The sequence below is a fragment of the Microbacterium sp. C-MGS6 genome, from assembly GCF_058140415.1.
Window position 1 is genome coordinate 3,142,716 of record NZ_CM176934.1, and the last position, 26,319, is coordinate 3,169,034.

Consider the following 26,319-nt stretch of genomic DNA (forward strand, 5'->3'; position numbering starts at 1 on the left):
GGGGACCGGCGGGCCGGATCGGCCGCGATCATCAGGCAGTGGCGGGCGAAGGTTCGCGGCGGCGGGACGTGACCGCGGCCCCGACCAGCACCCCGACCGCGGAGAGCGCGCTGACCGCGTACAGGGGCAGCGCCCACGGGGAGGCATCGGCGCCGCTGATGCCGAAGGTGTCGGCGAGCCCCATGCCGGGGCCGAACGACGCGACGAAGTAGGCCGGCGCCCCGCCCATGAGCAGCGCGAGGAAGGTCATGCCGGCCACCACCGCCGGAGCCCGCGTGAGGAGGCAGACGACCGCCGTCCCGACTCCCAGGCACACACCCGCGCCGAGGATGCCGAGGACGGTCTGCGGCATGAGGCTCTCTCCGGCGTTCGACATCGCGGCCCTGACCTCATCGAGGGAGAGGCCGCCCGGCGCCGCGGCGAGCGGGTTCAGCACGAGGATCTGCACGGCGGCGAGCGCGGCATACGCGGTGACGGCGAGCACGCCCGCGACGCAGATCCAGAGGGTGGGGCGCGGCACCGGTGTCATGCGGTCACCCTAGGCAGGGCTGCTGAGAGTCTCCCGGTACTCGCGCCAGGCGTCGCCCAAGCGGCGCACCCCCTCGGTGAGCACGTCGTCCGGCGCGGTGAACGGCAGACGCACGTGGTCGTCCGGCGCGGCGGCCGAGACCGCGAAGGCCCCGGTGCCCGCGATCGAGACCCCGTGCGCGGCAGCGACGCGCGCGAGAGCCGCCGCAGAGCCCCGAGGCAGCCCCGCCCACAGCGAGAGTCCGCCCCGCGGAGCGTCGTAGGTCCAGTCGGGGAGGTGCGCGGCCATCAACTCCTGCAGCAGGAGGAGGCGTTCCCGGTGCACGCGACTGTTGGCGCGGCGGAGCTCCGTCGCATGGGCGATGAGGTCGAGGGCGAGGAGCTGGCCGGGCACGCTCGTGGACTGGTCGGCGAGCTGGCGCGCACCGCGCAGCCGTCGGACCAGGACGGGGTCGGCGCGCAGCCACCCGATCCGCAGCCCGGCCCAGGCCCACTTCGACACGGACTCGACGACGAGCACCGGGGCGTCCGGCCGTTCCGAGGCGAGCGTGGGCGGCACGATCCCGTCGAACGAGATGCCGGCGACGACGCGGTCCTCGATCACGGGCACCCCGTACTGCGCGGCGAGTTCGGCCACGCGATGCCGCGCCGCCCCGGGCAGACGCGTCCCCGTCGGGTTCTGGTGGTGCGGGTTGAGCGCGACGAGCACGGGACGCAGTCGGGCCATCGCCTGCTCCAGCGCATCGACGTCGAGGCCGTCCGCCCCCATCGGCACGCCGTGGACCGTCCCGCCGCGCAACCCCACGGAGTCGGTCACGCCCGGCCACGTGATCTCCTCCGCGAGGACGACGTCCCCCGGCTCCACGAGCGCGTTGACGACGAGGCTGATGGCCTGCTGCGCGCCGTGGGTCACGAGGATCTGCTCGGGCGTGGTCGGCGTCCCCTCGGCGCGGTACATGTCGGCGATGAGTTCGCGGAGGGCCGGGAGACCCGCGGGGTCGGTCTCCGGGAGCAGGGCGAGGTCGAGCCGCGGCTGGTGGTCGCGGATGAGCTGCACACCCAGATCCGGGATCTGCGGGACCGTGCGGAGCAGGTCGATCGCGTTGGGGAGTGCCGAGAACAGCGCCTCGCCACGTCCCGGACGGCGGTCGGCCGCGGGCGCCGTCCTCGCCCCCGACACCCTCGTCCCACTGCCCTGCCGGCGCTCCACGAGACCCTGCTCCGCGAGGGACGCATAGGCGGACACGACCGTGCCCCGCGAGACCGCGACCACCGCGGCGAGGGCGCGTTCGGCAGGCAGGCGGTCGGCGGGGCGCAGCTCACCACTGCCGATCAGGGCGGCGATCCCTGCAGCGAGTCGGGTGGAGAGGGTGCCGTCGCCATGGGCCCAGCGGCCGAGGCGTGCGGCGAGCGCGGCCGCGGAGACCTCCCCGCCCTGGACGAGAGGGCCGGGGGCCGATCCGTGGGCCACCGGCGTCGCATTGGCCCTGTCGAGGGTGTCCATGAGACCCGATTCTGGACCAATGACAGTTCCCACGACCAGCTTCGGGCTCGATCTCGGTCCAATCGACCGGGATTGGACCATGGGCGAACTCCTCGACTGGCTCGGCGACGACGCCCGCACCCACGACCCCACCCTCCTCGGACCGCTCGCTCTCATCGAGGCCGGCGTGACCGGCACCCCGTGGCAGACCACCCCGTCCACGGTCGCCCTGACGCGTTCTCTCGCGCTGGCGTCCCGGTCCGGGGACCTCTCCCGCGTTCGAATCGCCCACTTTGTCCCGAACCCGGCCGGGATGGAGCACAGTGAGCGATTCGAAAGGAGTCAGGTGGCCTGAGCCCCGGGGGTGGTGACGATGTCGGCGCGGTCGCGGAAGCCCTCCGCCGTCACCCTGTCCAGGGCGACCTGCTTGCGGATGGCCAGCGCCTTCTCGTAGAGGCTCGGGTCGCCGTAGCTCGTCAGCACCTTCACCAGCACCGGCAGTAGCTCGATCATGAAGAAGAGCGCCGCGATGAGGATGTGCGCCCACAGGATCGTGGGCTCCTTCTCGCTCAGGCGGTTGAGGCCGCTGATCTGGCTCAGCAGTCCCACCGCCCCGGCGTTGCCCTGCGCCACGGAGTCCGCCCGGGCGTTGTAAGCCGCGAGCGCTTGCTCATACGTGTCGCGCGCGGCGGGGAGCTCGTCCTGCGCCTGCTGACGGTTCTGCGACTCCGACGCCGTGGTGTTCTCCTTGGCGGCGCTTCCGGCAGCGGCGAGCTCCTCGTTGGCCGTGCGGAGCTGGGCGGCCAGTGCATCGTAGGTCTGCTGGGCCTCGGCGAGCTGGGCCTGCGCGGCCTGCGAGCTCGCACCCTCGCCGTTCACACCGGTGCAGCCGGGAACGGTGCCCGCGCCCTCGCCGGTGAGCTCGCACTGATACAGCGTCCGCGCCTGGTCGATCACCGCCTGCTGCTCCGTGAGCTTGGCCGTCAGATCGTCGACCGTGGACTGGGCGGCCGACTCCGTGGCCGATGACGACTCGGTCCCGGCGACGATGCCCGTCGCCGCCTGGTTCTCGAGCGCCGCGACGCGCTCGGACGCCGCGTCCAGCGCCTTCTTCTCCGGACCGGTCTCGAGCGCCTCCTGGTCGGACTGCGCCTGCACGATGTTGGTCGCGGCGACCTCCCGGGAGATGTCGTTGTGGAAGATCTGCAGCACGAGCGGCTCCGCGACGACGAACCCGATGATCGCCGCCATGATGACGCGGGGGATCGCGAGGCCGATGAGCTTCCAGACGTTGCGGGTCGACGTCATGGTCGAGGTGAGGAAGCGGTCGAGGTTGAAGATGATCAGTGCCCACACGATCGCGAGCGGGATGGCCAGCCAGACCGCCGCGCGCACCCCCGTCGTCAGGGCGAAGAGCATGGAGATCGCGCTGACCAAGGCGGTCCCGGCGAGCACGAAGAACATCTGCACGAAGCGCGGGGTCTCGCCGGGGACCCTGTCGAGGATCTCGCCCTCCGCCCCGCCGAGGATCGCGAGAGCACGGAGGCGTTCGGCGGCGGTGCGTCGGCGACGCGACTTCCGGACGCGCTGCGGGCGCGCCGGACGGTCGGGGGCGGGCTCCGCGTCGACCGGGGCGTCGGGCGCCGTCACCGGCTCGGACGTCGGGTCGTCGGACGCGACGTCGGGCTGCGCGGGTGTGTCGCCGGTCGGCTCGTACTCGCGCAGGAAGTCGAGGTCATCCGTCTCGGCGTTCGGGTCGCCGTCGATGATGATCCGACCCTGCGAGTCGAAGCGACCCGGGCGGTGGGCGGAATAGGGCATCCCGACAATCTACGAAACTCCGCCTGTGCATACCGTGGAAGACCGGGGCGAGAACCCTTCGAATCGCGCAGATCGCTCCATCTCGGCCGGGAATGGAGCAAGGTGCGCGACTCGAAAGAGTCAGCGGGTGAGAGAGGCCGCGTAGGCGGACAGGGCGTCGTCGAGCGTGAAGTGGCCGGCCGCGGCGAGGGTGCCCAGGCCGTGCATCAGCCCCCACAGCGACACGACGTCCGCCGGGCGGTCGAGCCCCGCCGCGGCGGCCGCCTCCGCGAGCACGCCCTCGAGCGCCTCGATCAGCGGGGCCATGGTCTCGGTAGGAGACCCCGGTACGCACACGGTGGGGTCGTAGACGGCATCGAACGCGTGGGGATGCTCGACGGCGAAGCGGATGTAGGCCGATCCTCCGGCGACGAGGGCGTCGTGCGGCGTCGCGGCACCCTGGGCCGCCACACGCACCTGCCGGAGAAGGTCGGCCATGCTCCGCTCGGCCAGGGCCTTGAGCAGCCCGAGGCGATCGGAGAAGTGGTGATAGGGGGCGTTGTGGCTGACGTTCGCCGCGCGCGCCACTTCGCGGAGGCTGATCTCGGCGGCCGGTCTCGTCTCGAGCAGCCGCATCGCGGCGTCCTCGAGCGCACGCGCCAGATCACCGTGGTGGTAGCCGTCCTTCGAACTTGACATAAGCAACATTGTTTCCTATGTTGACACTGTCCAACCAGGTTGACACTGTCCAGATAGGAACCGCATGTCCGCACTCGTCATCGACGGCCACCCCGACGCCCGCTCGCTCACCGCCGCCCTCGCCCGTCGTTACGCGGACGGCCACGGCGATGCGCGCCTGCTCGCGCTGCGCGACCTCGACTTCGACCCGAACCTGCGATTCGGCTACCGGGAGCGCATGACGCTCGAGCCCGACCTCGTCGACGCGCGGCGCGCGCTCCACGAAGCCGATGCGCTCGTGGTCACCACCCCGCTGTGGTGGGGCTCGGTGCCCGCACTGCTCAAAGGGTTCTTCGACCGCACCCTCCTCCCCCAGCAGGAGTACCGCTACACGAAGCGCGGACTCCCCCAGGGGCTCCTCCCGGCGCGGCACGGCCGGCTGCTCCTGCTCGCGGACACGCCCTGGTACGCCGTGCCGTTCACCGGAATGCCCGCGCACACCCAGGTCGCCCGCAACACTCTGCGCTTCTGCGGCATCCGCGCCGTCCGCACAACGCGGATGCTGGGCGTGAAGCACGCCCGCCCTGCGACCATCACCGGATGGCTCGACCGGGCCGAGCGACTCGGCGCCGCGGATGCGGCTCGCGACCGCGCGCGTCAGGCCAGGGCAGCGGCAGCAGCCTCGTCCTCGGTCGTCGCCACGAGCTGACCGCAGGCGCCGTCGATCTCCTTGCCACGGGTGTCGCGGAGGGTCGTCGGGATGCCGGCGTCGTTCAGCCGCCGCACGAACTCGTCCGTGACGTCCTTCTCCGACGACGTCCAGATCGAACCCGGCGTCGGGTTCAGCGGGATCGGGTTCACGTGCACCCACCCGCGACCGCGCTGGTTGAGCTTCTCCGCCAGCAGGTCGGCCCGCCACGCATGGTCGTTCATGTCCTTGATGAGTGCGTACTCGATGGACACCCGACGACCGGTCTTGGCGTAGTAGTCGTAGGCCGCATCGAGCGCCTCGTCGACCTTCCACCGCGAGTTCACGGGGATGAGCTCGTCGCGAAGGTGGTCGTCGGGGGCGTGCAGCGACAGGGCGAACGTGACGGGGATGTTCTCGTCGGCGAGCTTCCGGATCGCGGGCACGAGACCCACGGTGGACACCGTGATGCCACGCGCGCTCATACCGAGACCATCGGGCTGCGGGGCGACCATGGTGCGCACCGCGTCCATGACGCGCTTGTAGTTGGCGAGCGGCTCTCCCATCCCCATGAAGACGATGTTGGAGACGCGCTCCATGCTGTGGTCGTCGCGCTTCTTGCCGCCCAGCTCACCGTTGGCGATGGCCCGGTTGGCCCGGACGATCTGCTCGATGATCTCCGCGGTGGACATGTTGCGGGTCAGTCCCGCCTGCCCGGTGGCGCAGAACGGGCAGTTCATGCCACAGCCGGCCTGGCTCGACACGCAGAGCGTGATGCGGCCGGGATAGCGCATGAGGACGGACTCGACGAGAGCACCGTCATGCAGACGCCACAGGAACTTGATGGTGTCGCCGCGGTCGGTCTCCAGTCGTCGCACCTCGGTCATGAGGGGCGGAAGCATGCCGGCGACCAGCTCGTCGCGGATACCGGCGGGGAGGTCGGTCATCTCCGCGGGGTCGGACGTGTAGTGCCGGAAGTAGTGGGTGGCGAGCTGCTTGGCACGGAAGCCGGGGAGCCCGAGTTCCTTCACCTTCTCGATGCGCTCGGCCGGGGTGAGGTCGGCGAGGTGGACCGGCGGCTTGCCGCGCTTCGGGCTCGCGAACTGCAGCAGGGGGCGCCCTTCCGCGTCCTTCTTCTGGGTCCAGCCCTCGGTCGCGGGGCGCACCTGCGGGGTACGGGTCTCGCGGATCGCCCCCGAACGGGACGACGCGGGCGCTGTCGCGGAGCGCGTCTCGGGTGTGCGGGGGTTCTCGGCCATCCCTCCAGGGTACCGGGATGCGGGTGGGAGGCACCTGGGCACGACCCCTCTTCGCTCGCCGCTCCACGGCTACTTGTAATGACAAGTTGCGGTGCGGAAGAATGGGCCCGTCCCCTCGATCAAGGAGCAGTATGTCCGACCGTCTCGCCCGCGCCCGCACCACCGGCATCCTCGCCGTCCTCCGCGCCCCGTCGCCGGAACTGGCCCTGGAGGCCTCGGAGGCGATCATCCGCGGCGGCGTCTCCGGCATCGAGGTGACCTTCTCGACTCCGGACGCCCCGGCCGTGATCCGCGAACTCATCGCCCGTCACGGAGACGCCGCGTACATCGGCGCCGGCACCGTCACGACGTCGGAGCAGGCGACCCGGGCCGCCGACGCGGGTGCCGCGTTCCTCGTCAGCCCGGGAACCCTTCCCGATCTCACGCGCGCCATGCTCGACACCGACCGCGTCGTGATGACCGGCGCGATGACGCCGACCGAGGTCATGGGCGCACTCGAGCTCGGGGTCGACGTCGTGAAGATCTTCCCCGCCTCGCTCGGCGGCCCCGCCTACCTCGGGGCGCTGCGCGGACCGTTCCCCGACGCCCCGCTGATGCCCACGGGCGGCGTGAAGCCCGACAACCTCGCCGACTGGTTCGCGGCGGGCGCTGTCGCCGTGGGAGCCGGTGGAGACCTCGCGAACGGCACCGCCATCGCGAACGCGGACTGGGCCGACATCGAGCAGCGGGCCTCGCGGTTCGCGGCCGCCCTCGCTGCCACGCGAGGCTGAACCGCCCACCTCCGGGATCATTTGGTATACCGGATGCATGCGGATGCGACGGGTGGCGGCGGCTGTCGCGCTCGCGGGCGCGCTGCTGCTCGCCTCGGCCTGCACGGCCGCGCCGTCGCATCCCGCACCACCGACCCCGGAGGCTCCCATGACCGACGCCACATCCGACCTGCTCGCTGCGGCCGCCGCGGGCGACGCTGACGCGGTCCGCCGCGCGCTCGACGCGGGCGCCGACATCGAGGCCCGCGGCGACGGCGGCATGACTCCCCTGGTCGCGGCCACCAAGGCGAACCGCGTCGACGCGGCACGGCTCCTGATCGAGGCCGGCGCCGACGTGAACGCGAAGGACGACATCCAGGACTCCGCCTTTCTCTACGCCGGCGCCCGCGGGCATGACGAGATCCTGCGGATGACCCTGGCGCACGGGGCCGACCTTCGCAGCACGAACCGCTTCGGCGGCACGGCGCTGATCCCCGCGTCCGAACGCGGCCTGCTGCCGACGGTCGAGATCCTCCTGGAGGCGGGCGTCGATCCGGACCACATCAACAACCTCGGCTGGACCGCCCTGCACGAGGCGATCGTGCTCGGCGACGGCTCCGCCCGGTACGTCGAGGTGGTGCGCACTCTCCTCGACGGCGGCGCCGACGCGACCATCCGCGACGGCGACGGCGTGCTGCCGGTCGACCTCGCGGCCGCCCGCGGGTACGACGCCATCGTCGCCGAGCTCCGGCGGTGACAGCGCTCGATCCCTGGGCCTGGGCCGCTCTCGGCGTGGCCGCGGTCGTCATCGGGATCTCGAAGACCGCTCTTCCGGGCGGCAGCATCCTCGCGATCGCCCTGTTCGCCGCCGTGCTCCCGGCGCGGACCTCCACGGCGGCGACACTCCTGCTGCTCATGGTGGGCGACGTGTTCGCGTTGCTCGCCTATCGACGGCATGCGCACTGGCCCACGCTGCTCCGGCTCGCACCGGCGGTCGTGGCAGGACTCCTCTTCGGCTTCGCGTTCCTCGCGCTGACAGGAGACGGGGTCGTTCGCCGCGCCATCGGCGTGATCCTGCTGCTCATGATCGCCGTGACCCTGTGGCGCCGGTGGCGGCAGGCCAGGGCGGAGCAGGAGGCGGCGGCCAGGGGCGGTGCGGTGCTGGCCGGGGTCTACGGGACGCTGGGCGGCTTCACGACCATGGTGGCCAACGCGGGCGGGCCGGTGATGTCGATGTACTTCCTCGCCACCCGCACGCCCGTCCAGGTTTTCCTCGGCACCTCCGCCTGGTTCTTCGCGATCATCAACGTGATCAAAGTGCCGTTCCTCGCCGGGATCGGGCTGTTCACCGGCCCCGTGCTGCTCACCGATGCGATCCTCGCGCCGCTCGTGGTGCTCGGCGCGCTGCTCGGCCTGCGGGTGGCGCGGCGCCTGGACCAGCGGCTCTTCGACCGCATCGTGATCGTGCTGACGGTCCTCGGTGCCGTGTACCTGCTGCTCTAGCCCTTCGACGGGCTCAGCGACCTTCGACGGGCTCAGGGACCCACCCCTTCGACAGGCTCGGGGACCCAGCGGTGGGTCGCCGAGCCTGTCGAAGCGCGTCAGTCGAGGAAGATGTCGGGGAACAGCGCGCTGTCCGGAGTGCCGGGGACGGCGGCGTAGCCCGAGAAGTCGGTGACGCCGTTCGCCTCGAGCACATCCTCCACGATCAGCGACTGCCCCGTGTACGTGCGCGCCGGCTGGGTGAGCACGGCATAGGCGGCGTCGGCGTAGATGTCCGCCGTCCGGCTCGCGGCCATCACCTTGTCCCCGCCGAGGAGGTTCTGCACCGCGGCCGTCGCGATCGTCGTGCGCGGCCAGAGCGTGTTGGCGGCGATGCCGTCGGCCGCGAACTCCGCCGCGAGTCCGAGCGTGACCATCGTCATGCCGTACTTCGCCAGCGTGTACCCGGTGTGGGCGCCGAGCCACTTCGGGGTGGGGTTCAGCGGCGGCGAGAGCGAGAGGATGTGCGGGTTCTCGGCGTCCTTGAGGATGGGCACCGCGGCCCGGGAGAGCATGAAGGTGCCGCGGACGTTCACGTCCTGCATCAGGTCGTACTTCTTCGCGGAGAGGTCGAGCGACCGGGAGAGGTCGATGACGCTGGCGTTGTTGAGGACGATGTCGATCCCGCCGAACTCGCCCTGCGTCTTCATGACGGCCTCGGTGATGTGGTCGTCGTCCCGCACGTCGCCCACGATCGGCAGCGCCTGGCCGCCGGCGGCGCGGATCTGCTCGGCAGCGCTGTGCACGGTGCCCTCGAGCTTCGGGTGCGGGGAGTCGGTCTTGGCGAGCATCGCGATGTTCGCGCCGTCCGCGGCCGCGCGCAGGGCGATCGCGAGGCCGATCCCGCGGCTTCCGCCCGACATGAGGATGGTCTTTCCGGCGAGTGTGCTCATGGTTCTCGTTTCGAATCGCGTGATTGGCTGGATTTCCGGCTCGAATCGGGTCATTCAGGCGATTCGAACGCCGGGAGGGGTCACCGCGGGGCCATGCGGATGGCACCGTCGAGGCGGATGGTCTCGCCGTTGAGGTAGCCGTTCTCGACGATCTGCTGCACGAGGGCGGCGTACTCGTCGGGGCGTCCGAGGCGAGCGGGGAACGGCACCTGCTGGCCGAGCGAGTCCTGCGCCTCCTGCGGCAGCCCCATGAGCATCGGCGTCTCCATGATCCCGGGGGCGATGGTGCACACCCGGATGGCGTGGCGGGCGAGCTCGCGGGCGATCGGCAGGGTCATCGCGTGCACCCCGCCCTTGGAGGCCGAGTACGCCGGCTGCCCGATCTGCCCGTCGAACGCGGCGACGCTCGCCGTGTTCACGACCACGCCCCGCTCCTCGTCGTGCAGCTCGTTCGCGGCGATGACGGCGGCGGCCTGGGAGATCACGTTGAACGTGCCGACGAGGTTGATCCGGACGATCCGCTCGAAGTCGGCGAGGACGGCGGGGGTGCCGTCCCGGTCGAGCACCTTGGCGGGCGGGGCGATGCCGGCGCAGTTCACGACGACCCGTAGCGGTGCGGCGGCCTGTGCGGCGGCGACGGCGGCCTTGACCTCGTCGACGCTCGTCACGTCGGCGGGGACGAAGAGACCGCCGAGCTCCGCCGCGACCTCCTCCCCCTTCGACGAGGCGAGGTCGATGATGGTGACGTGCGCGCCCGCGGCCGTGAGCCGACGGGCGGTGGCCAGTCCGAGTCCGGAGGCGCCGCCGGTGACGAGGGCCCCCTGTCCGCTGATCTGCATCTGATGTTCTCCTTCGAACGTCGTCGTGCGACATGCATGGAACGCAGTCCCAGCCTATGCGGTTCTTGGTGTCACCGCAGGCCTGCCGCGTCGCCCCCGAGCCTACGACACCGGCGTTCCGGCAGGATGGACGGGTGAGCATCCCCGCAGCGTCCGTCGAGGTCCCCGCCCGGGTGCGCGAACTCGCCGCCGGGGCCGCACTGACCCCCGCGTGGCGCAACGCGCTCGGCGGCCTGACCTTCCGCACCGATGACGGCCGCTACATCAAATGGGGTCCCCTCGATCCCGAGGCGAACATGCGTGACGAGGCCGAGCGGATGCGCTGGGCCCGCACCTGGACCACCGTGCCCGAGGTGATCTCCCAGGGCCAGGACGAGGCGTACGAGTGGCTCGTGACGACAGCCCTCCCCGGCAGCAGTGCGGTGGATCCGCGCTGGGCGTCGTCTCCGGAGACCGCCGTGCGCGCGGTCGGGGTCGGTCTGCGCCTCCTGCACGACGCCCTCCCCGTCGCGGAGTGCCCGTGGACGTGGAGCCCTACGGAGCGCATCGCGAACGCCGCCGCCCGCGGGACGACGGTGCCGACGGACCTGCACGAGCCCCCGCCGGTCGATCGGCTCGTGGTCTGCCACGGCGACGCGTGCCTTCCCAACACCCTGCTCGACGACGACGGCCGTCCGGTCGCCCACGTCGACCTCGCCGCGCTCGGGGTCGCCGACCGGTGGGCCGACATCGCCGTGGCCGCCATGAGCACGCTGTGGAACTTCGGTCCCGGGTGGGAGGACACGCTCATCGCGGCCTACGGCGTCGACCCCGACCGCCCGAGGCTGGAGTACTACCGACGACTCTGGAACGAGTCCTGAGCCGGGCTCACGCCTCCGGGTGGGCGTCGCTGAGGAGGCTCCCGTCGGCCGGGCGCCGGTCCCACGACGGTTTCCGCAGCGCGTAGAACAGCAACGGCGGAGCGCCGAGCACGACGATCACGACACCGACGATCCACGGGTACGCGGCGGCCGGGAACGCGGTGAAGCCGTCGGGCGGGATGAAGGCGAGCAGGAACGCCGCGAGGCAGGCGAAGAACCCGACGCCGGCGACGAACGGGAGAGCCTTCACCCGGTAGGCACGGGGGACGTCCGGCGCCTTCCGCCGCAGCACCATCGCCGAGGCGAACATGAGCATGTACATGATGAGGTACAGCGCGGCGGCCATGTCGATGAGCGCCACGAAGGCGGCGCTGACGTTGGGCACGATGATGAAGATCGCCGCGAGGATCGTGACGATGGTTCCCTGGAGCATCAGGATGCCGGACTGCACACCGGCCTTGTTCCGCTTCTGCAGCAGCGGCGGGAGCAGTCCCGTCTCCGCGGCCGCCAGCACGCCCTTGGAGGGACCGGCGACCCAGGTCACGACCGAGGCGAGAGCACCGGCGGCGATGAGCGCGGACACGACGGCCGTCGCCCATCCCATGTCCCAGTGGTCGAAGTACTCCCCGAACGCGAGCATGATGCCGTTCGTCAGCCCGAGCTCCTTCTTCGGCACCGCGACCGCGATCGCGATGGTGGGCAGGATGAAGACGAGCAGGATGAGGCCGGCGGCGAGGAACACCGAGCGCGGGTAGCCCTTGCCGGGATCCTTCATCTGATTCACGTGGACCGCGTTCACCTCCATGCCGGCGTAGGCCAGCACGTTCGAGACGATCAGCACGATGGACGCGAGACCCGTGAACGGCGGGATCACCGCCGAGGCCTCGAGCGGCACCTGGCTCTTCTCCCCGCTGAAGACCCACACCGCCCCGAACACGATGAGCAGCACCGCCGGGAACAGCGTGCCGATGATGCCGCCCCACGAGCCCAGCTTGGCGAAGAGGTCGCCGCCGCGGAGCGTGACGAGCGTGGCGCCCCAGTAGCAGACGATGATGATGACGGCCGTGAAGAAGCCGGAGCTGGACAGCGAGGGGTCGAGGAAGACGAAGGCGAGGGCGCCGGCCACGAACGCGAGCTGCGTGGGGAACCAGACGACGTTCTGGATCCACTGCAGCCACACCGCGGTGAATCCCCAGCGGTTGCCGAGGGCCTCCCGCACCCAGACGTACACCCCGCCCTTCCACCCCGTCGCCAGCTCCGCGGCGACGAGGGCGGTGGGGACGAGGAACAGCACCGCGGGGATGAGGTACAGCGTGATGCTGCCGAGGCCGTAGATCGCCATCGCGGGCAGCGACCGCAGGCTCGCCACGACGACGAGGGTGAGCAGGGCGAGCTGGCCGATGCCGAGGACGGCGACGGCGGGACGGGAGACGCGCGGCGCGGGCGCGGCGCCGGTCGGACCGGACTGCGGAGCAGACATCTCGGCCCCCTAGTGGTGGAACGCCGAGTCGGGGTGGTCGGACGGCATGGGGGCCGTGAGCGCGTCGAGGTGGGCCACCTCGGCGGTGATGGCGTCGAGCAGTTCGGCGGCCAGGTCCATGCTGAGCCCGTTGCGCACGACGATGCGCTGCACTGTGAGGTCCTCCAGATCGGCGGGCATCGGGTACGCGGGGACGAGCCAGCCGCGCATCCGGAGCCGATCCTGCAGGTGGTAGAGCGTCCACTTGTCGGTGTGCCCGTCCTTCAGGCGCCAGGCGAACACCGGGATGTCGCTGCCGTCGTTCCACAACTCGAACGCGTCGAGCTTCGCGATGCCCGCGGAGAGGAACTTCGCCACGTCCTGCGAGGCCTGCTGCACCGCGCGGTAGCCCTCGAACCCGAGGCGGAGGAACAGGTAGTACTGCAGCAGCACCTGAGCACCGGGGCGGGAAAAGTTCAGGGCGAAGGTAGGCATCTCCCCGCCGAGGTAGCTCACCTGGAAGATGAGATCCTCCGGCAGCCACTGCGCGTCGCGCCAGACCACCCAGCCGAGGCCGGGGTAGACGAGACCGTACTTGTGTCCCGAGGTGCTGATCGAGTGCACACGCTCCAGCCGGAAGTCCCACACGAGGTCCGGCTGGAGGAACGGAGCGATCATGGCACCGGAGGCGCCGTCCACGTGGATCGGGATGTCGAGGCCGGTCTTCTCCTGGATCGCGTCGAGCGCCGCGGCGATCTCCGCCACCGGCTCGTACATGCCGGTGTAGGTGACGCCCATGATGGCGACGACCCCGATGGTGTTCTCGTCCACGTACTTCTCGAGATCGTGGCCGTCGAGCGTCTTGTGCTCCTCGCTGATGGGCACGTAGCGCGGCTCGACGTCGAAGTAGTTGCAGAACTTCTCCCAGCACACCTGCACCGCGCTCGACATCACGAGGTTCGGCGTGGAGGCGTCCTTGCCGGCGGCACGGCGGGCCTGCTGCCAGCGACGCTTGAACGCGAGACCGCCGAGCATGCACGCCTCGGAGGAGCCGATCGTCGACGTGCCGATGCTGCGCGCCGCATCCGGGGCCTTCCACAGGTTCGCGAGCATGTGCCAGCAGTTGTCCTCGATGGCGGCGGTCTGCGGATACTCGTCCTTGTCGATCATGTTCTTGTCGAAGGAGGCCATGTAGACCTGCTTCGCCTCGTCGTCCATCCAGGTGCTGACGAAGGTCGCGAGGTTGAGGCGTGCGTTGCCGTCGAGGATCGTCTCGTCTTCGACGATCTGCTTCGCCGTCGCGGGGAGCGACTCGGTGTCGGGGATGACGTGTCGTGGTGCGACGGTGGCCTCGCCCGGCCGCGTGAAGAGCGGCTGGTCGTCGGCGGAGGAGATGCTCATGGGACGTCCCTTTCGGTCGGTGTCGATGGCACTGTCTCCTGCGGACGCTAGCCCCGCCTCTGACCGACCTCCAGGGACCCTCGTCCGAAAGGGGTGAGGGTCAGGACGGCCCGAGGATGAAGTTCCAGGCTCCGGTCGCGACCGCGGCGGCGATCGCCGTCGCGGAGATCGCCGCCCCGACGGCGAGCAGGATCCACTCGGGCGCGCCGAAGCGCGACTCCCGCGCCCAGGTGCGACGGCCGGGGGCGCCGAAGCCCCGCGCCTCCATCGCTGTCGCGAGCTTCGCGCCCCGGCGGATCGACAGCACGAGCAGGGCGAAGGCCATGCCGAGGAAGCGCCGGATGCGCCCGCGGTCGGCCACGCCGCGCGCGCGACGGGCGAGTTCGAGAGCACGCCAGTCGTCGAGGAACAGTCCCACCATGCGCAGGCCGGCGAGCGCGCCGAGGACGAATCGGGCCGGAAGCCGCAGGATCTGCCCGAGGCCGTCGGCGAGATCCGTGGGATCGACCGTGATGAACAGGACCACGGAGGGCAGGGCGATCGCGAGCACGCGCAGCATCGTGGCGACGGCGAGCGCGAGCGACCCCTCGCTGATGCGCAGCACGAACCAGTCGACGTAGACGGTGCCGCTCGTCTCGCCGTAGAGGGCGATGGTGAGACCGGTCAGCGGCGCCGCGAGCCAGACCGGCCACGTGCGCACCCAGAACTCCCGCCAGCCGATGCCCGCGAAGAGGAACAGCACCGCTTCGAGTGCCAGGGCGACGGCCGCCGACACCGGGTCGAGCGTGAGGACCAGAGGCACGGCGATGAGCGCGCTCACGCCCAGCTTGGCGACCGGATTGATGCGGGCGACGACGCCGGTGCGGGTGGGGGCGGGGGCGAGCGCCGTCATGCCGGTGCCCCCAGGACGAACCGGGTGGCGTGCAGAGCGCGCGCCACATCGAGATCGTGGGTGATGGTGACGATCGCCGATCCCTCGTCCCGGAGGGTGGCGAGCATCGCCACGAGCTCGGCCCAGGTCCGGGCGTCCTGGCCGAAGGTCGGCTCGTCGAGGATCAGCACCCGGGGTCTCGTGGCGATCGCGGCCGCGACCGTCAGGCGGCGCTTCTCCCCGCCCGAGAGCGTGTACGGATTCGCCGCACCCAGGTGCGCGAGCCGCAGGCGGGTGAGCAGCTCGTCGACGCGGGCAGACACCTCGTCATCGGGGACGCCCAGGGCGCGGGGACCGACCGCGAGCTCGTCGCGCACGGTCTGGGCGAGGAGCTGGTGCTCCGGTTCCTGGAACACCATCCCGATCCGTGTGAGGAGCTCGCGAGACGCCCACCGGATCGGAGACGGATTGGCCCCCTGCGCGAGTGACGGCGCCGCGATCACGGCTCCCCCTGCGGGAGGGAGGAGCCCCGCGAGGGTCAGGGCCAGCGTGGACTTGCCCGCGCCGTTCGGCCCGGTGATCGCGAGGGCCTCGCCGGCACGCACGTCCAGGTCGATGTCGTGCGCCACCGGACGCCCCTTCACCCGTGCGACAGCCAGCCCGTGCGCCGAGAGCAGCACGTCCCCGGGCGCCGCGCGTGGTGCGGGGGGCTCGGCCGGCGGGCGGCCGGGTACCCACACGCCGTCCGCCGCCAGGCGCTCCCCCTCCGTGCCGAGCACCTCCGCGGGAGTGCCGTCCGCGACGACCCCGCCGGCGCCGAGCACGATGACCCGCGTGAGGAGGGGCAGCCACACCTCGAGGCGATGCTCCACGACCACGAGGGTGGCGGGACGCGCGGCGAGCATCCGCTCCACCGCATCCCTCACCTCGCGCACGCCCTCGGGATCGAGATTCGCCGTCGGCTCGTCCAGCAGCACGAGTCCGGGGCGCATCGCGAGCATGCCGGCCAGGGCGAGGCGCTGCTTCTGGCCGCCCGAGAGCGCCGCGGTCGGATGGTCGAGCGGCACGTCGAGGCCGACGGCCGCCATGGCCGCCTCGACACGAGGCCAGATCTCCGCCCGCGGCACCCCGAGGTTCTCACAGCCGAAGGCCACATCGTCGCCGGCGCGGGCGAGGATCACCTGCGAGTCGGGATCCTGGAGGACGAGCCCGGCCCGACCGCGGGTGGCCACGGCGGGGCCGCCGTCGATGAGCAGCTCCCCCTCGCTCTCCCCCTCCTCCTCGCCGCCGAGCACACCGGCGAGGCCGTGCAGCAGTGTGGATTTGCCCGCGCCAGAGGCCCCGAGCACGAGAACCCGCTCGCCGGGCTCGACGCGGAACGAGACATCGCGCAGCGCCCAGGCGAGGCGACTCGCGTGTCGCCACCCCCACCCCCGGGCCTCGACGCCGGCGGGAGCGACCTGCTCGGACGACATCAGACGCGCACGCGCGCCTCGCGCCCGGAGCCGAAACGGTCGAGAGCCCCCGTCGCCGCGATGCCGCGCGCGAGCACCCAGGACAGCGCACCGGCGATGACCGCCCCGGAGATCACGGTGCTCACGAGATAGATCGCGGTGAAGGCGGGACCGGAGCCGGCGTACCAGAGGACGAGGTTGTTGATGCCGCCCGCGAGCGCAGCGCCGGCACCGGCGAGGATCGCGACGGGCAGCGACCAGCGGCGGTAGAAGAACAGCAGGAAGATCAGCTCGGCACCGAGTCCCTGCACGAGGCCTGCCTCGAGCGTGAGGAAGCCGCCCCACTGGTTGCCGATGAGCGCCGAGACGACGGCGGCCAGCAGCTCGACGTAGATCGCGGCGCCCGCCTTGCGGATGATGAGCCCGCCGAGCACGCCCGCGAAGAGCCACGGGCCGTCGAGGAGCCCTTGGAGGCCGGGAAGCAACGGCTCGAGCAGGGCCTTCGGCCCCAGGTATCCGACGTTCCAGGCCAGGAAGATCAGACCGGCGGCGACGCCGAGGACGCTGGCGACGACGATGTCGACGACGCGCCAGCGCAGATAGCCGCGCGCCGGAACGGCCGTGCTCTTCGCAGACGCGGATGCGGACGTGGACGTACTCATGTGAACTCCTCCCTGCGCTGGCATGACCCAGATCAGGTTCGACGGTCGAAGCGCGATTCGCTCCCTCTCAGCCCGGCTCGCCGGACTCCCGTGGTTGTGCTGTCGATCCTACCCCGTTCCGCCCGCGCGTCCCGAGCCGCGCACGGCGGATTCCGGGCGGTATTCGGTACCGTAAGCGAGTGACCGCTTCCGATCCCCCTGAAGAGGCGTCCGGCGGCGTCGACGTCGACGCGCGGCCCGAAGACTCCGCACCCGTGTCCGCCGAGCCCGCGCTCGACCCTCCGGTCACGGAAGCGGTGTCGTGGGCCGATGCGTCGGCTCCGGCGACCGCGCTGACCTGGGTGGACCCGTCGCTCGTCGCCGCGGAGTCGTCGACGCCCGAGTTCGACGCCTCGGCCGGCACGGAGGACGAGACGGGATTGCTGCGCGACGCGAAACTGCGACCCGCGATCGCCGGCCCCGGACTGCTCGTCCCGCTCGGTGTGCTCGTCGGCCTCGTCGCCTCCTACGCCGGCACCACGCTGCTCTGGCCGCTGCACGAGGTCGCCCCGACCGTCCAGGCCGTCGAGTTCACCCCGGTCGCCGCCCCCACCGCCGCGCTCGCCTGGCCCGCGGTCGGCGACGGCGCTGTCGGGATCGCCGGGATGACGACCGCGGCGTCCACCACCGCTCCGGTGAGCATCGCGAGCATCACGAAGGTCGTCAGCAGCCTCATGGTGCTGGATCGTCTGCCGCTGGCCCCCGGGGAGCAGGGTCCGGAGTTCGCCTTCTCGTACGCCGACAGCATCCGCTACTGGGACTACCGGATCGCCAATCAGTCCGCACTCGATGTCCCCGTGGGTGGAGTGCTGACCGAGTACCAGCTTCTCCAGGGCACCCTGCTCGGCTCGGCCAACAACTACATCGACCGGCTGGCGTCGGAGATCTGGGGGTCCGACGGGGAGTTCGCGGCCGCGGCCGAGGTCTGGCTCGGCGAACGCGGGCTCTCCGGCATCACGGTGGTGACGCCGTCGGGATTCGATGAACGCAACGTCGCCACCCCCGAGGCCCTCGTGGCCCTGGGCGAGATGGCCATGCGCAACCCGGTGTTCGCCGAGATCGTGGGAACCCGGTCTGTCGACCTGCCCGGGGCAGGCAAGGTCGAGAACACGAACGGGATGCTCGCCGATCCGGGTGTCGTCGGCATCAAGACGGGCACCCTCGTCGGGTGGAATCTGCTGACCGCCAAGGACGTCGCCGTCGGCGACTCGACGGTCCGGCTCTACGCCGCGGCGCTGAACCAGGAGGACGACGAGGCGCGTCTCGCCCTCACCCGTGCGCTGTTCGCCCAGACGGAGGCGGCGTTGCAGGCCCAGGGCCCGGCCGTCCCGGCGGGCACGGTGGTCGGGCGCGTGGTCACCGCCTGGGGTGAGCGCGTCGACGTGGTCGCGGGCGAGGACGCCGACGTCGTGCTGTGGAACGGGGCGAGCGCGACCGCATCGACGGTGTTCGACCTCGGGGAGGAACGGGAGGCGGACGGGACGGTCGGCACCCTGACCACGACCGGCCCTGTCGACAGCACGGAGACCGCGCTCGTCCTCGACGAGGACCTGGACGGTCCGAGCCCGTGGTGGCGGCTCACCCACCCGCTCGAGCTCTTCGGCATCTCCGGGGACGACTGAGTCCTGACGACGATGCCCCACTCCGGATCCGGAGTGGGGCATCGTGCGTGAAGCGGGTCAGGCGCGGGGCGTGGAGCCGTCCGCGCCGTCGTCGAGAAGCGCCTGCGCTGCTGCGGACTCGGCCGCCGGAACCTGGGCGCCGACGGCTGCTCCCGCCACGGCGTCCGCCGCCTGCTCCTCGGCACTGGCTTCCGCGTCCGCCTCGCCGGTCACGACCACCGGAGACGAGCCGGTGAGAGCCGCTTCCGCATCGAGGTCAGTCGCCGCCTGCTCGAACTGCGACTGGTACAGCCGCCAGTACGCGCCCTGCGCCGCGATGAGCTCGTCATGCGTGCCCTTCTCCACGATGTCGCCGTGCTCCATCACGAGGATGAGATCGGCGTCGCGGATGGTCGACAGACGGTGCGCGATGACGAACGAGGTCCGTCCGTGCCGGAGCGCCGCCATCGCGTTCTGCAGCAGCAGCTCGGTGCGGGTGTCGACCGCCGAGGTGGCCTCGTCCAGGATGAGGATCGACGGCTGCGCCACGAATGCCCGCGCGATCGTGATGAGCTGGCGCTCACCGGCCGAGACGTTCGACGCGTCCTCGTCGAGCACGGTGTCGTACCCGTCCGGAAGCGCGTGCACGAAGCGGTCGACGTAGGTCGCCTTCGCCGCGGCCAGCACCTCCTCGTCCGTCGCGGTCGAACGGCCGTAGCGGATGTTCTCGCGGATGCTCCCGGCGAACAGCCAGGGGTCCTGGAGCACCATGCCGGTGCGGGAGCGCAGTTCGTCCCGGGTGATGGTCGAGATGTCCTGACCGTCGAGCATGATCCGGCCGCCGCTGAGCTCGTAGAACCGCATGATGAGGTTCACGAGCGTCGTCTTACCCGCACCCGTGGGGCCGACGATCGCGACGGTCTGCCCCGGTTCCACCCGGAAGGACAGATCGGTGATGAGGGGACGCTCGGGCGAGTACGAGAAGGAGACGTTCTCGAACTCGATCACGCCCTCGCCCTCGCGGAGCGCGGGGGCGTCGGGGGCATCGGCCTCCTGCTCGTCGGAGTCGAGCAGATCGAACACCCGCTCCGCCGACGCCGTGCCGGACTGCACGACCGCAGCCATGCCGCCCAGCTCGGACAGCGGCTGCGTGAACTGCTGCGAGTACTGGATGAACGCCTGCACGTCGCCGAGGCGCAGCTGCCCGCTCGCGACCATGAGGCCGCCGAGCACCGCGATGCCGACATAGGTGAGGCTGCCGACGAAGGTCATCGCGGGCATGATGATGCCCGAGAGGAACTGCGCCTTGAAGCTCGCCTGGAACAGCTCCTCGTTCTCGGCCTTGAACTTGTCCAGGGCGTCCTGCTCGCGGCCGAACACCTTGACCAGGGCATGCCCGGAGAAGGCCTCCTCGACCCGGGCGTTGAGCCGCCCGACCTTGCGCCACTGCGTGCCGAAGGCCTTCTGCGACCGCGGACCGATGACGCCGAAGATCACTCCCATGAGCGGAAGCGCCACGAGTGCCACGAGCGCGAGCTGCCACGAGATCGAGAACATCATCACGAGCACGCCGACCACCGTCAGCACGGCGGTCAGGGCACCAGACAGCGACTGCTGCATGGTCTGCGTGATGTTGTCGATGTCGTTCGTCACGCGGGAGATCAGCTCGCCGCGCTGCACCTTGTCGAAGTACGCCAGCGGCAGCCGGTTGATCTTCGCCTCGACGGCCTCACGCAGGCGCCACATGGTGCGGACCATGATGACGTTGATGACGTACCCCTGCAGCCAGCTGAGGAACGCGGCCACGACGTAGATCGCGAGGACTGCCGCGATGACCCAGCGCAGGGCGTCGAAGTCGATGCCGTCGCCGACCCGGAAGTCGCCCAGCGCTCCCACCTGGTTCGCGAAGTCGGTCTGTCCGGCATCACGCAGCGCGTCGACCACCACGTCCTGCGGCGTCCCCGCGGGGAATCCGGGGAAGTCGCCGCTCGGCTGGCCGAGCTGGATGGAGATGAAGCCGCGGTAGACGATGTTCGTCGCCTCGGCGAGCACCTTCGGCGCGGCGACGGTCAGCACGACCCCGATCGCTCCGAGGATCGACACGAAGACGAACCAGACGGCAGAGGGCTTGAGCAGCCCGATCATCCGGGCGAAGCTCTTGCCGAAGTTGTCGGCCTTGCCCGGTGCGACGCTGTCCCAGTCGCCGGAGTGCTGCCGAGCCTGCTCGGCGAGCTCCGCCTCGTACTGCTCCTCGGCGGTGAGCTCCCGCTCGGCCGTGGGCGCGGCGGCCGCGCCCCGTCCGCGACGGCGCCGGCCTCGGGTCCCTGACCCTGCCCCCTGGGTCCCTGAGCCCGTCGAAGGGCCCGCACCCTGGGTCCCTGAGCGTGTCGAAGGGTCCTGCTCGCTCATGCGTCCACCCCCAGCTGCGACTCGACGATCTCCCGGTAGGTCTCGCTGGTCTCCAGCAGCTCCTCGTGGGTGCCGACTCCGACCATCGTGCCGCCCTCGAGCACCACGATGCGGTCGGCGTCGGTGATCGTGGAGACGCGCTGCGCGACCACGATCTTCGTCACGTGCGGAAGCTCCCGCCACAATGCCTGCCGCAGACGGGCGTCCGTCGTGAGGTCGAGTGCGGAGAAGGAGTCGTCGAACACGAGTACCTGCGGCCGGTGCACGATGGCCCGCGCGATCGCGAGGCGCTGTCGCTGACCGCCGGACACGTTCGTTCCGCCCTGGGCGATGCGGGAGTTCAGGCCGTCCGGCATCTCCTCGACGAAGTCACGACCCTGAGCGATCTCGAGAGCGTGCCAGAGCTCCTCGTCCGTCGCGTCCTCGCGGCCGTAGCGCAGGTTGGAGGCCACGGTGCCGGTGAAGAGGAAGGGCCGCTGCGGCACGAGGCCGATGCTGTCCCACAGCGCTTCGACGTCGGCGTTCCGCACGTCCGTGCCGCCGACGTGCACGGAGCCGCCGGAGACGTCGAACAGGCGCGGGATGAGCGAGACGAGCGTGGTCTTGCCCGACCCGGTGGAGCCCACGACGGCGACGGTCTCGCCCGGCTCCGCGGCGAAGCTGATGCCGGTGAGGACCGGGGCGTCGGCACCGGGGTAGGTGAACGACACGTCGTCGAAGGCGACGGCACCCGGCGTCGGGAAGACGGTGACGCCGTCCGCCGGACGGGTCATCGTCGACTCGGTGTTCAGAACCTCGCCGATGCGCTCGGCCGAGACGGCGGCGCGCGGGATCATCATGGCCATGAAGCTCGCCATGATGACGCCGCCCATGATCTGACCGATGTACTGCATGAAGGCGAACAGCGTGCCCACCTGCACGGTGCCGTTGTTGACCTCGATGCCGCCGAACCAGATGACGGCGACCACGGTCACGTTGAGGATGAGCATGAAGAGCGGGAACAGCAGCACGAACAGCGAGCCGACCTTGCGGCCGACGACCATGATGTCGGTGTTCGCGCCGCGGAAGCGCTCTTCCTCGATGCGCTCGCGGACGAAGGCCCGCACCACGCGCACGCCGGTGAGCTGCTCGCGCATGATGCGGTTCACGTTGTCGAGCTTGCCCTGGTAGCTGCGGAACAGCGGGACCATGCGGCCGATGACGAGCGCCGCGAGGAGGAGCAGCACCGGGACGGAGACGGCGATCAGCCAGCTCAGCCCGGCGTTGGTCTGCACGGCGAAGATGATGCCGCCGATCGCGAGCAGCGGCGCGGTGACGAGCATCGTCGCGCCCATCATCGCCAGCATCTGCACCTGCTGCACGTCGTTCGTGTTGCGGGTGATGAGGGAACCGGCGCCGAACTGCGAGACCTCGCGCTCGGAGAAGCCGCTGACCTTGCCGAACACGTCGGCACGGATGTCACGACCCGCCCCCATCGCGGCGCGGGCGGCGAAGAAGGTCGCGATGACCGAGGCCACGATCTGGCCGAGCGACACGGCCAGCATGAACAGGCCGGTGCGCCAGATGTACGCGGTGTCGCCCTGGGCGACGCCCTTGTCGATGATGTCGGCGTTGAGGCGGGGCAGGTAGAGGGTCGCGGCCGCGCTGGCGAACTGGAAGACCAGCACGGCGACGAGGAGCCACTTGTAGCGAGACAGATATCGGAGGAGGAGTTTTCCCAGCACAGGCGGACTTTCTAGGAAGGAGGAGGCGGCGGGTCTCCCGGCAGACGGATGCCGACCGACGACCGGCCATAGGACAGGGTGCCACGAAGCGGCGACATTCGGATCCCCCTCCGGGAGGACCTTCGCTCACAGCGAACCACTCCCCCGTCTCGCCGCCCATTTCTGCACGCGGGCGATCAAGGACTTCCCGGTCGTGACCGGGGCCGTGATCGTCAGAACAGCGCGGGCTGCGGAACGTAGTCCCGCGCGGCCGCCCCGGCGTCGGGGCCGAGCTCGGCGAGGGAGGCCGGCTGCCACTTCGGGTTGCGGTCCTTGTCGACCACCTGCGCCCGGATGCCCTCCACCAGGTCGGGGTGCTCGTTCACGAACCACAGCACCCGGCGGTACTCGCCTTCGAGCGCGGCACGAAGCCCACTCATCCCCCGCGCCTCCCGCACGGCGTCGAGGGTCACGACGAGGCCGGTCGGGGCCAGTCCGTCGAGCAGGTCGGCGACGGCGGCCGCTTCATCGGAGCCGAGCGCACGCAGCCGCTCCAGGATCTCGGGCACGGTCGAGGCGGCGAAGACCTCGTCGATCCACTCCCGCGCGTCGGGGAGCGCGGACGGCTCCGGCGTCTCGTCGAAGAGCAGGACGATCTCGCTCGGGCTCGTCGGATCGGCGCGGTACGCCAGAGCCTCGCGCAGCGCGTCGAGGCGGTCGGAGGGGACGAAGTGGTCGGCGAAGCCCGCGTACACGGCGTCGGCACCGTTCATCGTGGCCCCGGTGAGACCGAGGTATTCGCCGAGCCGTCCCGGCGCCCGCCCCAGCAGCCACGTGCCGCCGACGTCGGGCGTGAAGCCGATCCGGGTCTCCGGCATGGCGAGCTTCGAGCGCTCGGTGACCACGCGGATCGCGGCGTGCCCCGCGAGACCGATGCCGCCGCCCATGGTGATGCCGTCGGCGAGCGCGACCACGGGCTTCGGGTACTCCGCGATCATGGCGTTCATCGCGTACTCCCGGCGGAAGAACTCTGCGGACTGCTCCGGATGACCCGACGTGATCTGGCTGTGCAGGCGGCGCACGTCGCCGCCCGCGCACATGCCGCGCTCACCCTCACCGTCGATGAGGACGATCTGCACGTCGGAATCGTCGCGCCACGCGACGAGCGCCGTCGTGATGGCCGCGATCATGTCCTCGTCGAGCGCATTGATCGCCTCAGGGCGGTTGAGCGTGAGCCGCCCGAGCGCTCCTTCGGTGCGGATGAGGACACGGGGCGCGGCGGGGGTATCGGTCACGCGTGCCAGGCTACCCCGTCGCATGCGGCCGGATTCCGCACGAAATGCGGGTTCCGGGGCGGTTTTCCGGCAGGATAGGAGGAACTGTTCATCGCAACGAGAGGTCCCGGATGCCCGAAGGACAGGTGCTCGAGTTCACGAATGTGACGAAGCGCTTCAACGAGGTGACGGCCGTCTCGGACTTCTCCGCACGGGTCGAGCCCGGCGCGGTCACCGCTTTCCTCGGCCCCAACGGCGCGGGCAAGACGACGACCCTGCGCATCCTGCTCGGCCAGGTGCGCCCCACGTCCGGCACCGCCACGATCGGCGGCGTCGCATACGCCGAACTGCGCCAGCCGCTGCGCACCATCGGCGCGGTCCTGGAGGAGACGGCCTACCGGCCGCGCCGCACCGCGAGTCGTCAGCTCACCATCGCCGCGAAGGCCAACGGCATCCGCCTCGCCCGCGTCGACGAGGTGATCTCCCTGGTCGGCCTGGAGGGCGAAGCGGACACGCGCATCGGCGGGTTCTCGCTCGGCATGCGCCAGCGCCTCAGCGTCGCCCACGCGCTGCTCGGCGACCCCGGAGCGCTCGTGTTCGACGAGCCGGCGAACGGTCTCGACCCCGAGGGCATCCGCTGGATGCGTCTGCTGATGCGTCGCCTCGCCGACGAAGGCCGCACGGTGCTGGTCTCGTCCCACGTGCTCAGCGAGATCGAGCAGGTCGCCGACCACGTCCTCGTGCTCTCCAAGGGACGCCTCGTGCTGTCGAGCGGCATCGAGACCCTCGCCGATCCGGCCGGCGGCTCGGTGGTCGTCGACTCCGTCGATCGCCCGGGCCTCACGACCGCACTGGTCGCCGCCGGGTTCGACATCGAGGTGCTCCGCTCCGGCCTGACCGTGCGCGGCACCGACGCGAGCCGAGTGGGTGCCGTGGCTGCGGACGCCGGTATCGCTCTGAGCACGCTCGTGCAGCGCGGCCCGACGCTGGAGGACGTCTTCATCGACCTCATGCGCGGCGGCCGGTTCGACACCGCTCCGGCGCTCGAACCGTCGGAAGACGCTTCGACCGGGACCGAGACCGCCACGACAGGCGATGCGGCCGCCGGTGCCGCCGCCTCCGCTCTCGCGGCCGGCGGTGCCGCGGCTCTCGCCGATGACCTCAGCACGGAGATCCCCGGCGATGCCGCGGCCACCGGGTCCGGCGACGATGACGAGACGGCGGGAGCCGAGGGCCCGGTCGACGACGAGACCACCCAGCTCGTGACCGTGGTCGAGACCGCTGCGGGCGACGAGACCGTCCAGGTCATCCCCGTGGTCGAGGAGACCGCGGCGCTGACGTTGAGCGATGCCGAGGAGGAGACGGATGCGGAGTCGGACTCCGCGTCCGACGCGGAGTCCGACTCCTCGCGTTCGTTCGACGACATCCTCTTCGGCGCTCCCGCGCCGGTGCCCGCGACCGAGTCCCCGCGACGCTCTTTCGCCGCCCTGTTCGCGGCATCCTCCGCCGAGATGGCGGACGAAGACACGGCGGAGGCGCGCACATCGCCCGAGCAGTCGGCGGGACAGGACGCTCCCGCCCCAGGGGAGTCGGACGAGACGACACCCGACGCGTCCGTCCCCGCAGCGGGCGCCGAGATCGAGGGCCCCGAGGCTCCGTCTGACATCGACGCCGCCGACGACACGACCGACGCAGAGGACGCGGAGTCCGCGGCCGACGAAGCGGAGCCCGCCGGCGTGGAGTTCTTCTCCGAGCTCGACGCCGCGTCCGCCGCGAACGACGAGACCGCGACCGCCGACACGACGCAGCCGGCAGAGGCATCCGATCCCGCGACCGACGACGAGGACCCGCGATCCGCGGCCGTGAGCTCCATGCTCGCCGCCGCCGCCCGCGCTTACTACGAGGACGAGCCCCGGGACTACCCGCTCGCGTCCGCGGAGGGCGACGCCCCCGCCGAGGCCACCCCGTCCGAGGAGCAGCCATCCGCGGACGACGAGTCCTCGGAGGAGCCCGGTGCGCACGCTCCGGGTCAGGAGCAGGCGCCCGACGCGCAGGCGGACGACGACCACGGCGCGCACTCCGACGAGAACCACGGCTGAACCGCACACACGAACGCCCTCCCGATCG

General features: G+C 71.1%; 23 protein-coding genes and 1 riboswitch. Of the genes, 8 read left to right on the forward strand and 15 right to left on the reverse strand.

The annotated features are described in order from the left end of the window. Positions 1–31: 31 nt before the first annotated feature. On the reverse strand, positions 32–529 hold the full coding sequence (locus tag AC3B5L_RS15550) for a hypothetical protein (RefSeq protein WP_259954366.1): 498 nt from the start codon (positions 527–529) through the stop codon (positions 32–34). Positions 530–538: 9 nt separating this feature from the next. Continuing rightward, complete coding sequence (locus tag AC3B5L_RS15555; RefSeq protein WP_259954367.1) at positions 539–2,032, reverse strand: aminotransferase-like domain-containing protein; 1,494 nt, start codon at positions 2,030–2,032, stop codon at positions 539–541. A gap of 19 nt (positions 2,033–2,051) precedes the next feature. Here AC3B5L_RS15555 and AC3B5L_RS15560 point away from each other — a divergent pair, with 19 nt between their 5' ends. Then, positions 2,052–2,366, forward strand: coding sequence for a hypothetical protein (locus AC3B5L_RS15560; protein ID WP_259954368.1), 315 nt, complete (start codon positions 2,052–2,054; stop codon positions 2,364–2,366). Here AC3B5L_RS15560 and AC3B5L_RS15565 read toward each other — a convergent pair. Together AC3B5L_RS15565 and AC3B5L_RS15570 are read right to left on the reverse strand one after the other, a co-directional pair. Then, entirely contained in the window at positions 2,354–3,832 is a 1,479-nt protein-coding gene (locus AC3B5L_RS15565; RefSeq protein ID WP_280569436.1) for a DUF4407 domain-containing protein, read from the reverse strand. The two genes, AC3B5L_RS15560 and AC3B5L_RS15565, sit on opposite strands and share 13 nt — an antisense overlap. 120 nt (positions 3,833–3,952) lie before the next feature. Continuing rightward, positions 3,953–4,510 carry a TetR/AcrR family transcriptional regulator gene (locus AC3B5L_RS15570; protein WP_187662542.1) on the reverse strand — a complete coding sequence of 186 codons (558 nt, stop codon included), beginning with the start codon at positions 4,508–4,510 and terminating at the stop codon, positions 3,953–3,955. A gap of 64 nt (positions 4,511–4,574) precedes the next feature. Here AC3B5L_RS15570 and AC3B5L_RS15575 point away from each other — a divergent pair, with 64 nt between their 5' ends. Beyond that, positions 4,575–5,198, forward strand: coding sequence for an NAD(P)H-dependent oxidoreductase (locus tag AC3B5L_RS15575; protein ID WP_187662543.1), 624 nt, complete (start codon positions 4,575–4,577; stop codon positions 5,196–5,198). On the opposite strand, the gene rlmN is transcribed toward AC3B5L_RS15575, so the two are convergent. Next, complete coding sequence (gene rlmN / locus AC3B5L_RS15580) at positions 5,147–6,436, reverse strand: dual-specificity RNA methyltransferase RlmN (RefSeq protein WP_232089110.1); 1,290 nt, start codon at positions 6,434–6,436, stop codon at positions 5,147–5,149. The two genes, AC3B5L_RS15575 and rlmN, sit on opposite strands and share 52 nt — an antisense overlap. Before the next feature lie 131 nt (positions 6,437–6,567). Between rlmN and AC3B5L_RS15585 the strand changes: the two genes are divergently transcribed. Genes AC3B5L_RS15585 through AC3B5L_RS15595 form a run of 3 tightly spaced genes read left to right on the forward strand, consistent with a single transcriptional unit; the run spans position 6,568 to position 8,688 of the window. Beyond that, entirely contained in the window at positions 6,568–7,206 is a 639-nt protein-coding gene (locus AC3B5L_RS15585) for a bifunctional 4-hydroxy-2-oxoglutarate aldolase/2-dehydro-3-deoxy-phosphogluconate aldolase (protein ID WP_363446367.1), read from the forward strand. Positions 7,207–7,243: 37 nt separating this feature from the next. Continuing rightward, positions 7,244–7,942: an ankyrin repeat domain-containing protein gene (locus tag AC3B5L_RS15590; RefSeq protein WP_280569441.1), complete on the forward strand. Its 699-nt coding sequence runs from the start codon at positions 7,244–7,246 to the stop codon at positions 7,940–7,942. Then, on the forward strand, positions 7,939–8,688 hold the full coding sequence (locus AC3B5L_RS15595; protein WP_187662546.1) for a sulfite exporter TauE/SafE family protein: 750 nt from the start codon (positions 7,939–7,941) through the stop codon (positions 8,686–8,688). The genes AC3B5L_RS15590 and AC3B5L_RS15595 overlap by 4 nt, the downstream gene beginning before the upstream one ends. A 98-nt stretch (positions 8,689–8,786) precedes the next feature. Here AC3B5L_RS15595 and AC3B5L_RS15600 read toward each other — a convergent pair whose 3' ends face one another. Then, complete coding sequence (locus AC3B5L_RS15600; protein WP_025104853.1) at positions 8,787–9,620, reverse strand: SDR family oxidoreductase; 834 nt, start codon at positions 9,618–9,620, stop codon at positions 8,787–8,789. An 80-nt stretch (positions 9,621–9,700) separates the two neighbouring features. Further along, complete coding sequence (locus tag AC3B5L_RS15605) at positions 9,701–10,459, reverse strand: SDR family NAD(P)-dependent oxidoreductase (protein WP_187662547.1); 759 nt, start codon at positions 10,457–10,459, stop codon at positions 9,701–9,703. Positions 10,460–10,593: 134 nt separating this feature from the next. Between AC3B5L_RS15605 and AC3B5L_RS15610 the strand changes: the two genes are divergently transcribed. Further along, positions 10,594–11,319 (forward strand): aminoglycoside 3'-phosphotransferase, encoded by a 726-nt coding sequence (locus AC3B5L_RS15610; protein WP_187662548.1) that lies wholly within the window; start codon positions 10,594–10,596, stop codon positions 11,317–11,319. Between the two features lie 7 nt (positions 11,320–11,326). On the opposite strand, the gene gadC is transcribed toward AC3B5L_RS15610, so the two are convergent. The 5 genes from gadC to AC3B5L_RS15635 all read right to left on the reverse strand — a co-directional run bounded on the left by gadC (position 11,327) and on the right by AC3B5L_RS15635 (position 17,166). Next, a complete protein-coding gene (gadC, locus tag AC3B5L_RS15615) occupies positions 11,327–12,799 on the reverse strand; it encodes a glutamate/gamma-aminobutyrate antiporter GadC (protein ID WP_232089111.1) in 1,473 nt (490 codons plus the stop codon). A 9-nt stretch (positions 12,800–12,808) separates the two neighbouring features. Then, the gene (gad, locus tag AC3B5L_RS15620; protein WP_187662549.1) at positions 12,809–14,179 is read right to left on the reverse strand and encodes a glutamate decarboxylase; all 1,371 of its coding nucleotides are present in this window, start codon (positions 14,177–14,179) and stop codon (positions 12,809–12,811) included. Between the two features lie 100 nt (positions 14,180–14,279). Further along, entirely contained in the window at positions 14,280–15,071 is a 792-nt protein-coding gene (locus AC3B5L_RS15625) for an energy-coupling factor transporter transmembrane component T family protein (protein WP_187662550.1), read from the reverse strand. Further along, on the reverse strand, positions 15,068–16,525 hold the full coding sequence (locus AC3B5L_RS15630; RefSeq protein ID WP_313366523.1) for an ABC transporter ATP-binding protein: 1,458 nt from the start codon (positions 16,523–16,525) through the stop codon (positions 15,068–15,070). Before AC3B5L_RS15630 ends, AC3B5L_RS15625 begins: the two co-directional genes overlap by 4 nt. Next, positions 16,525–17,166, reverse strand: a complete 642-nt coding sequence (locus AC3B5L_RS15635; RefSeq protein ID WP_187662552.1) for an ECF transporter S component — start codon at positions 17,164–17,166, stop codon at positions 16,525–16,527. The genes AC3B5L_RS15630 and AC3B5L_RS15635 overlap by 1 nt, the downstream gene beginning before the upstream one ends. After that, a riboswitch (TPP riboswitch) is annotated at positions 17,157–17,268 on the reverse strand. It overlaps the preceding gene by 10 nt. A gap of 77 nt (positions 17,269–17,345) precedes the next feature. Here AC3B5L_RS15635 and AC3B5L_RS15640 point away from each other — a divergent pair. Continuing rightward, positions 17,346–18,827, forward strand: coding sequence for a D-alanyl-D-alanine carboxypeptidase family protein (locus AC3B5L_RS15640; RefSeq protein ID WP_366237010.1), 1,482 nt, complete (start codon positions 17,346–17,348; stop codon positions 18,825–18,827). A 57-nt stretch (positions 18,828–18,884) separates the two neighbouring features. Here AC3B5L_RS15640 and AC3B5L_RS15645 read toward each other — a convergent pair whose 3' ends face one another. The 3 genes from AC3B5L_RS15645 to AC3B5L_RS15655 form a co-directional block, all read right to left on the reverse strand. Continuing rightward, positions 18,885–21,215: an ABC transporter ATP-binding protein gene (locus AC3B5L_RS15645; protein WP_490095958.1), complete on the reverse strand. Its 2,331-nt coding sequence runs from the start codon at positions 21,213–21,215 to the stop codon at positions 18,885–18,887. Continuing rightward, positions 21,212–22,939 carry an ABC transporter ATP-binding protein gene (locus tag AC3B5L_RS15650; protein WP_187662555.1) on the reverse strand — a complete coding sequence of 576 codons (1,728 nt, stop codon included), beginning with the start codon at positions 22,937–22,939 and terminating at the stop codon, positions 21,212–21,214. Before AC3B5L_RS15650 ends, AC3B5L_RS15645 begins: the two co-directional genes overlap by 4 nt. A gap of 212 nt (positions 22,940–23,151) precedes the next feature. Beyond that, entirely contained in the window at positions 23,152–24,213 is a 1,062-nt protein-coding gene (locus tag AC3B5L_RS15655; RefSeq protein WP_268777014.1) for an enoyl-CoA hydratase/isomerase family protein, read from the reverse strand. Positions 24,214–24,323: 110 nt separating this feature from the next. On the opposite strand from AC3B5L_RS15655, the gene AC3B5L_RS15660 reads away from it, so the two are divergent. Continuing rightward, the gene (locus tag AC3B5L_RS15660) at positions 24,324–26,291 is read left to right on the forward strand and encodes an ATP-binding cassette domain-containing protein (protein ID WP_490095959.1); all 1,968 of its coding nucleotides are present in this window, start codon (positions 24,324–24,326) and stop codon (positions 26,289–26,291) included. Positions 26,292–26,319: the final 28 nt, after the last annotated feature.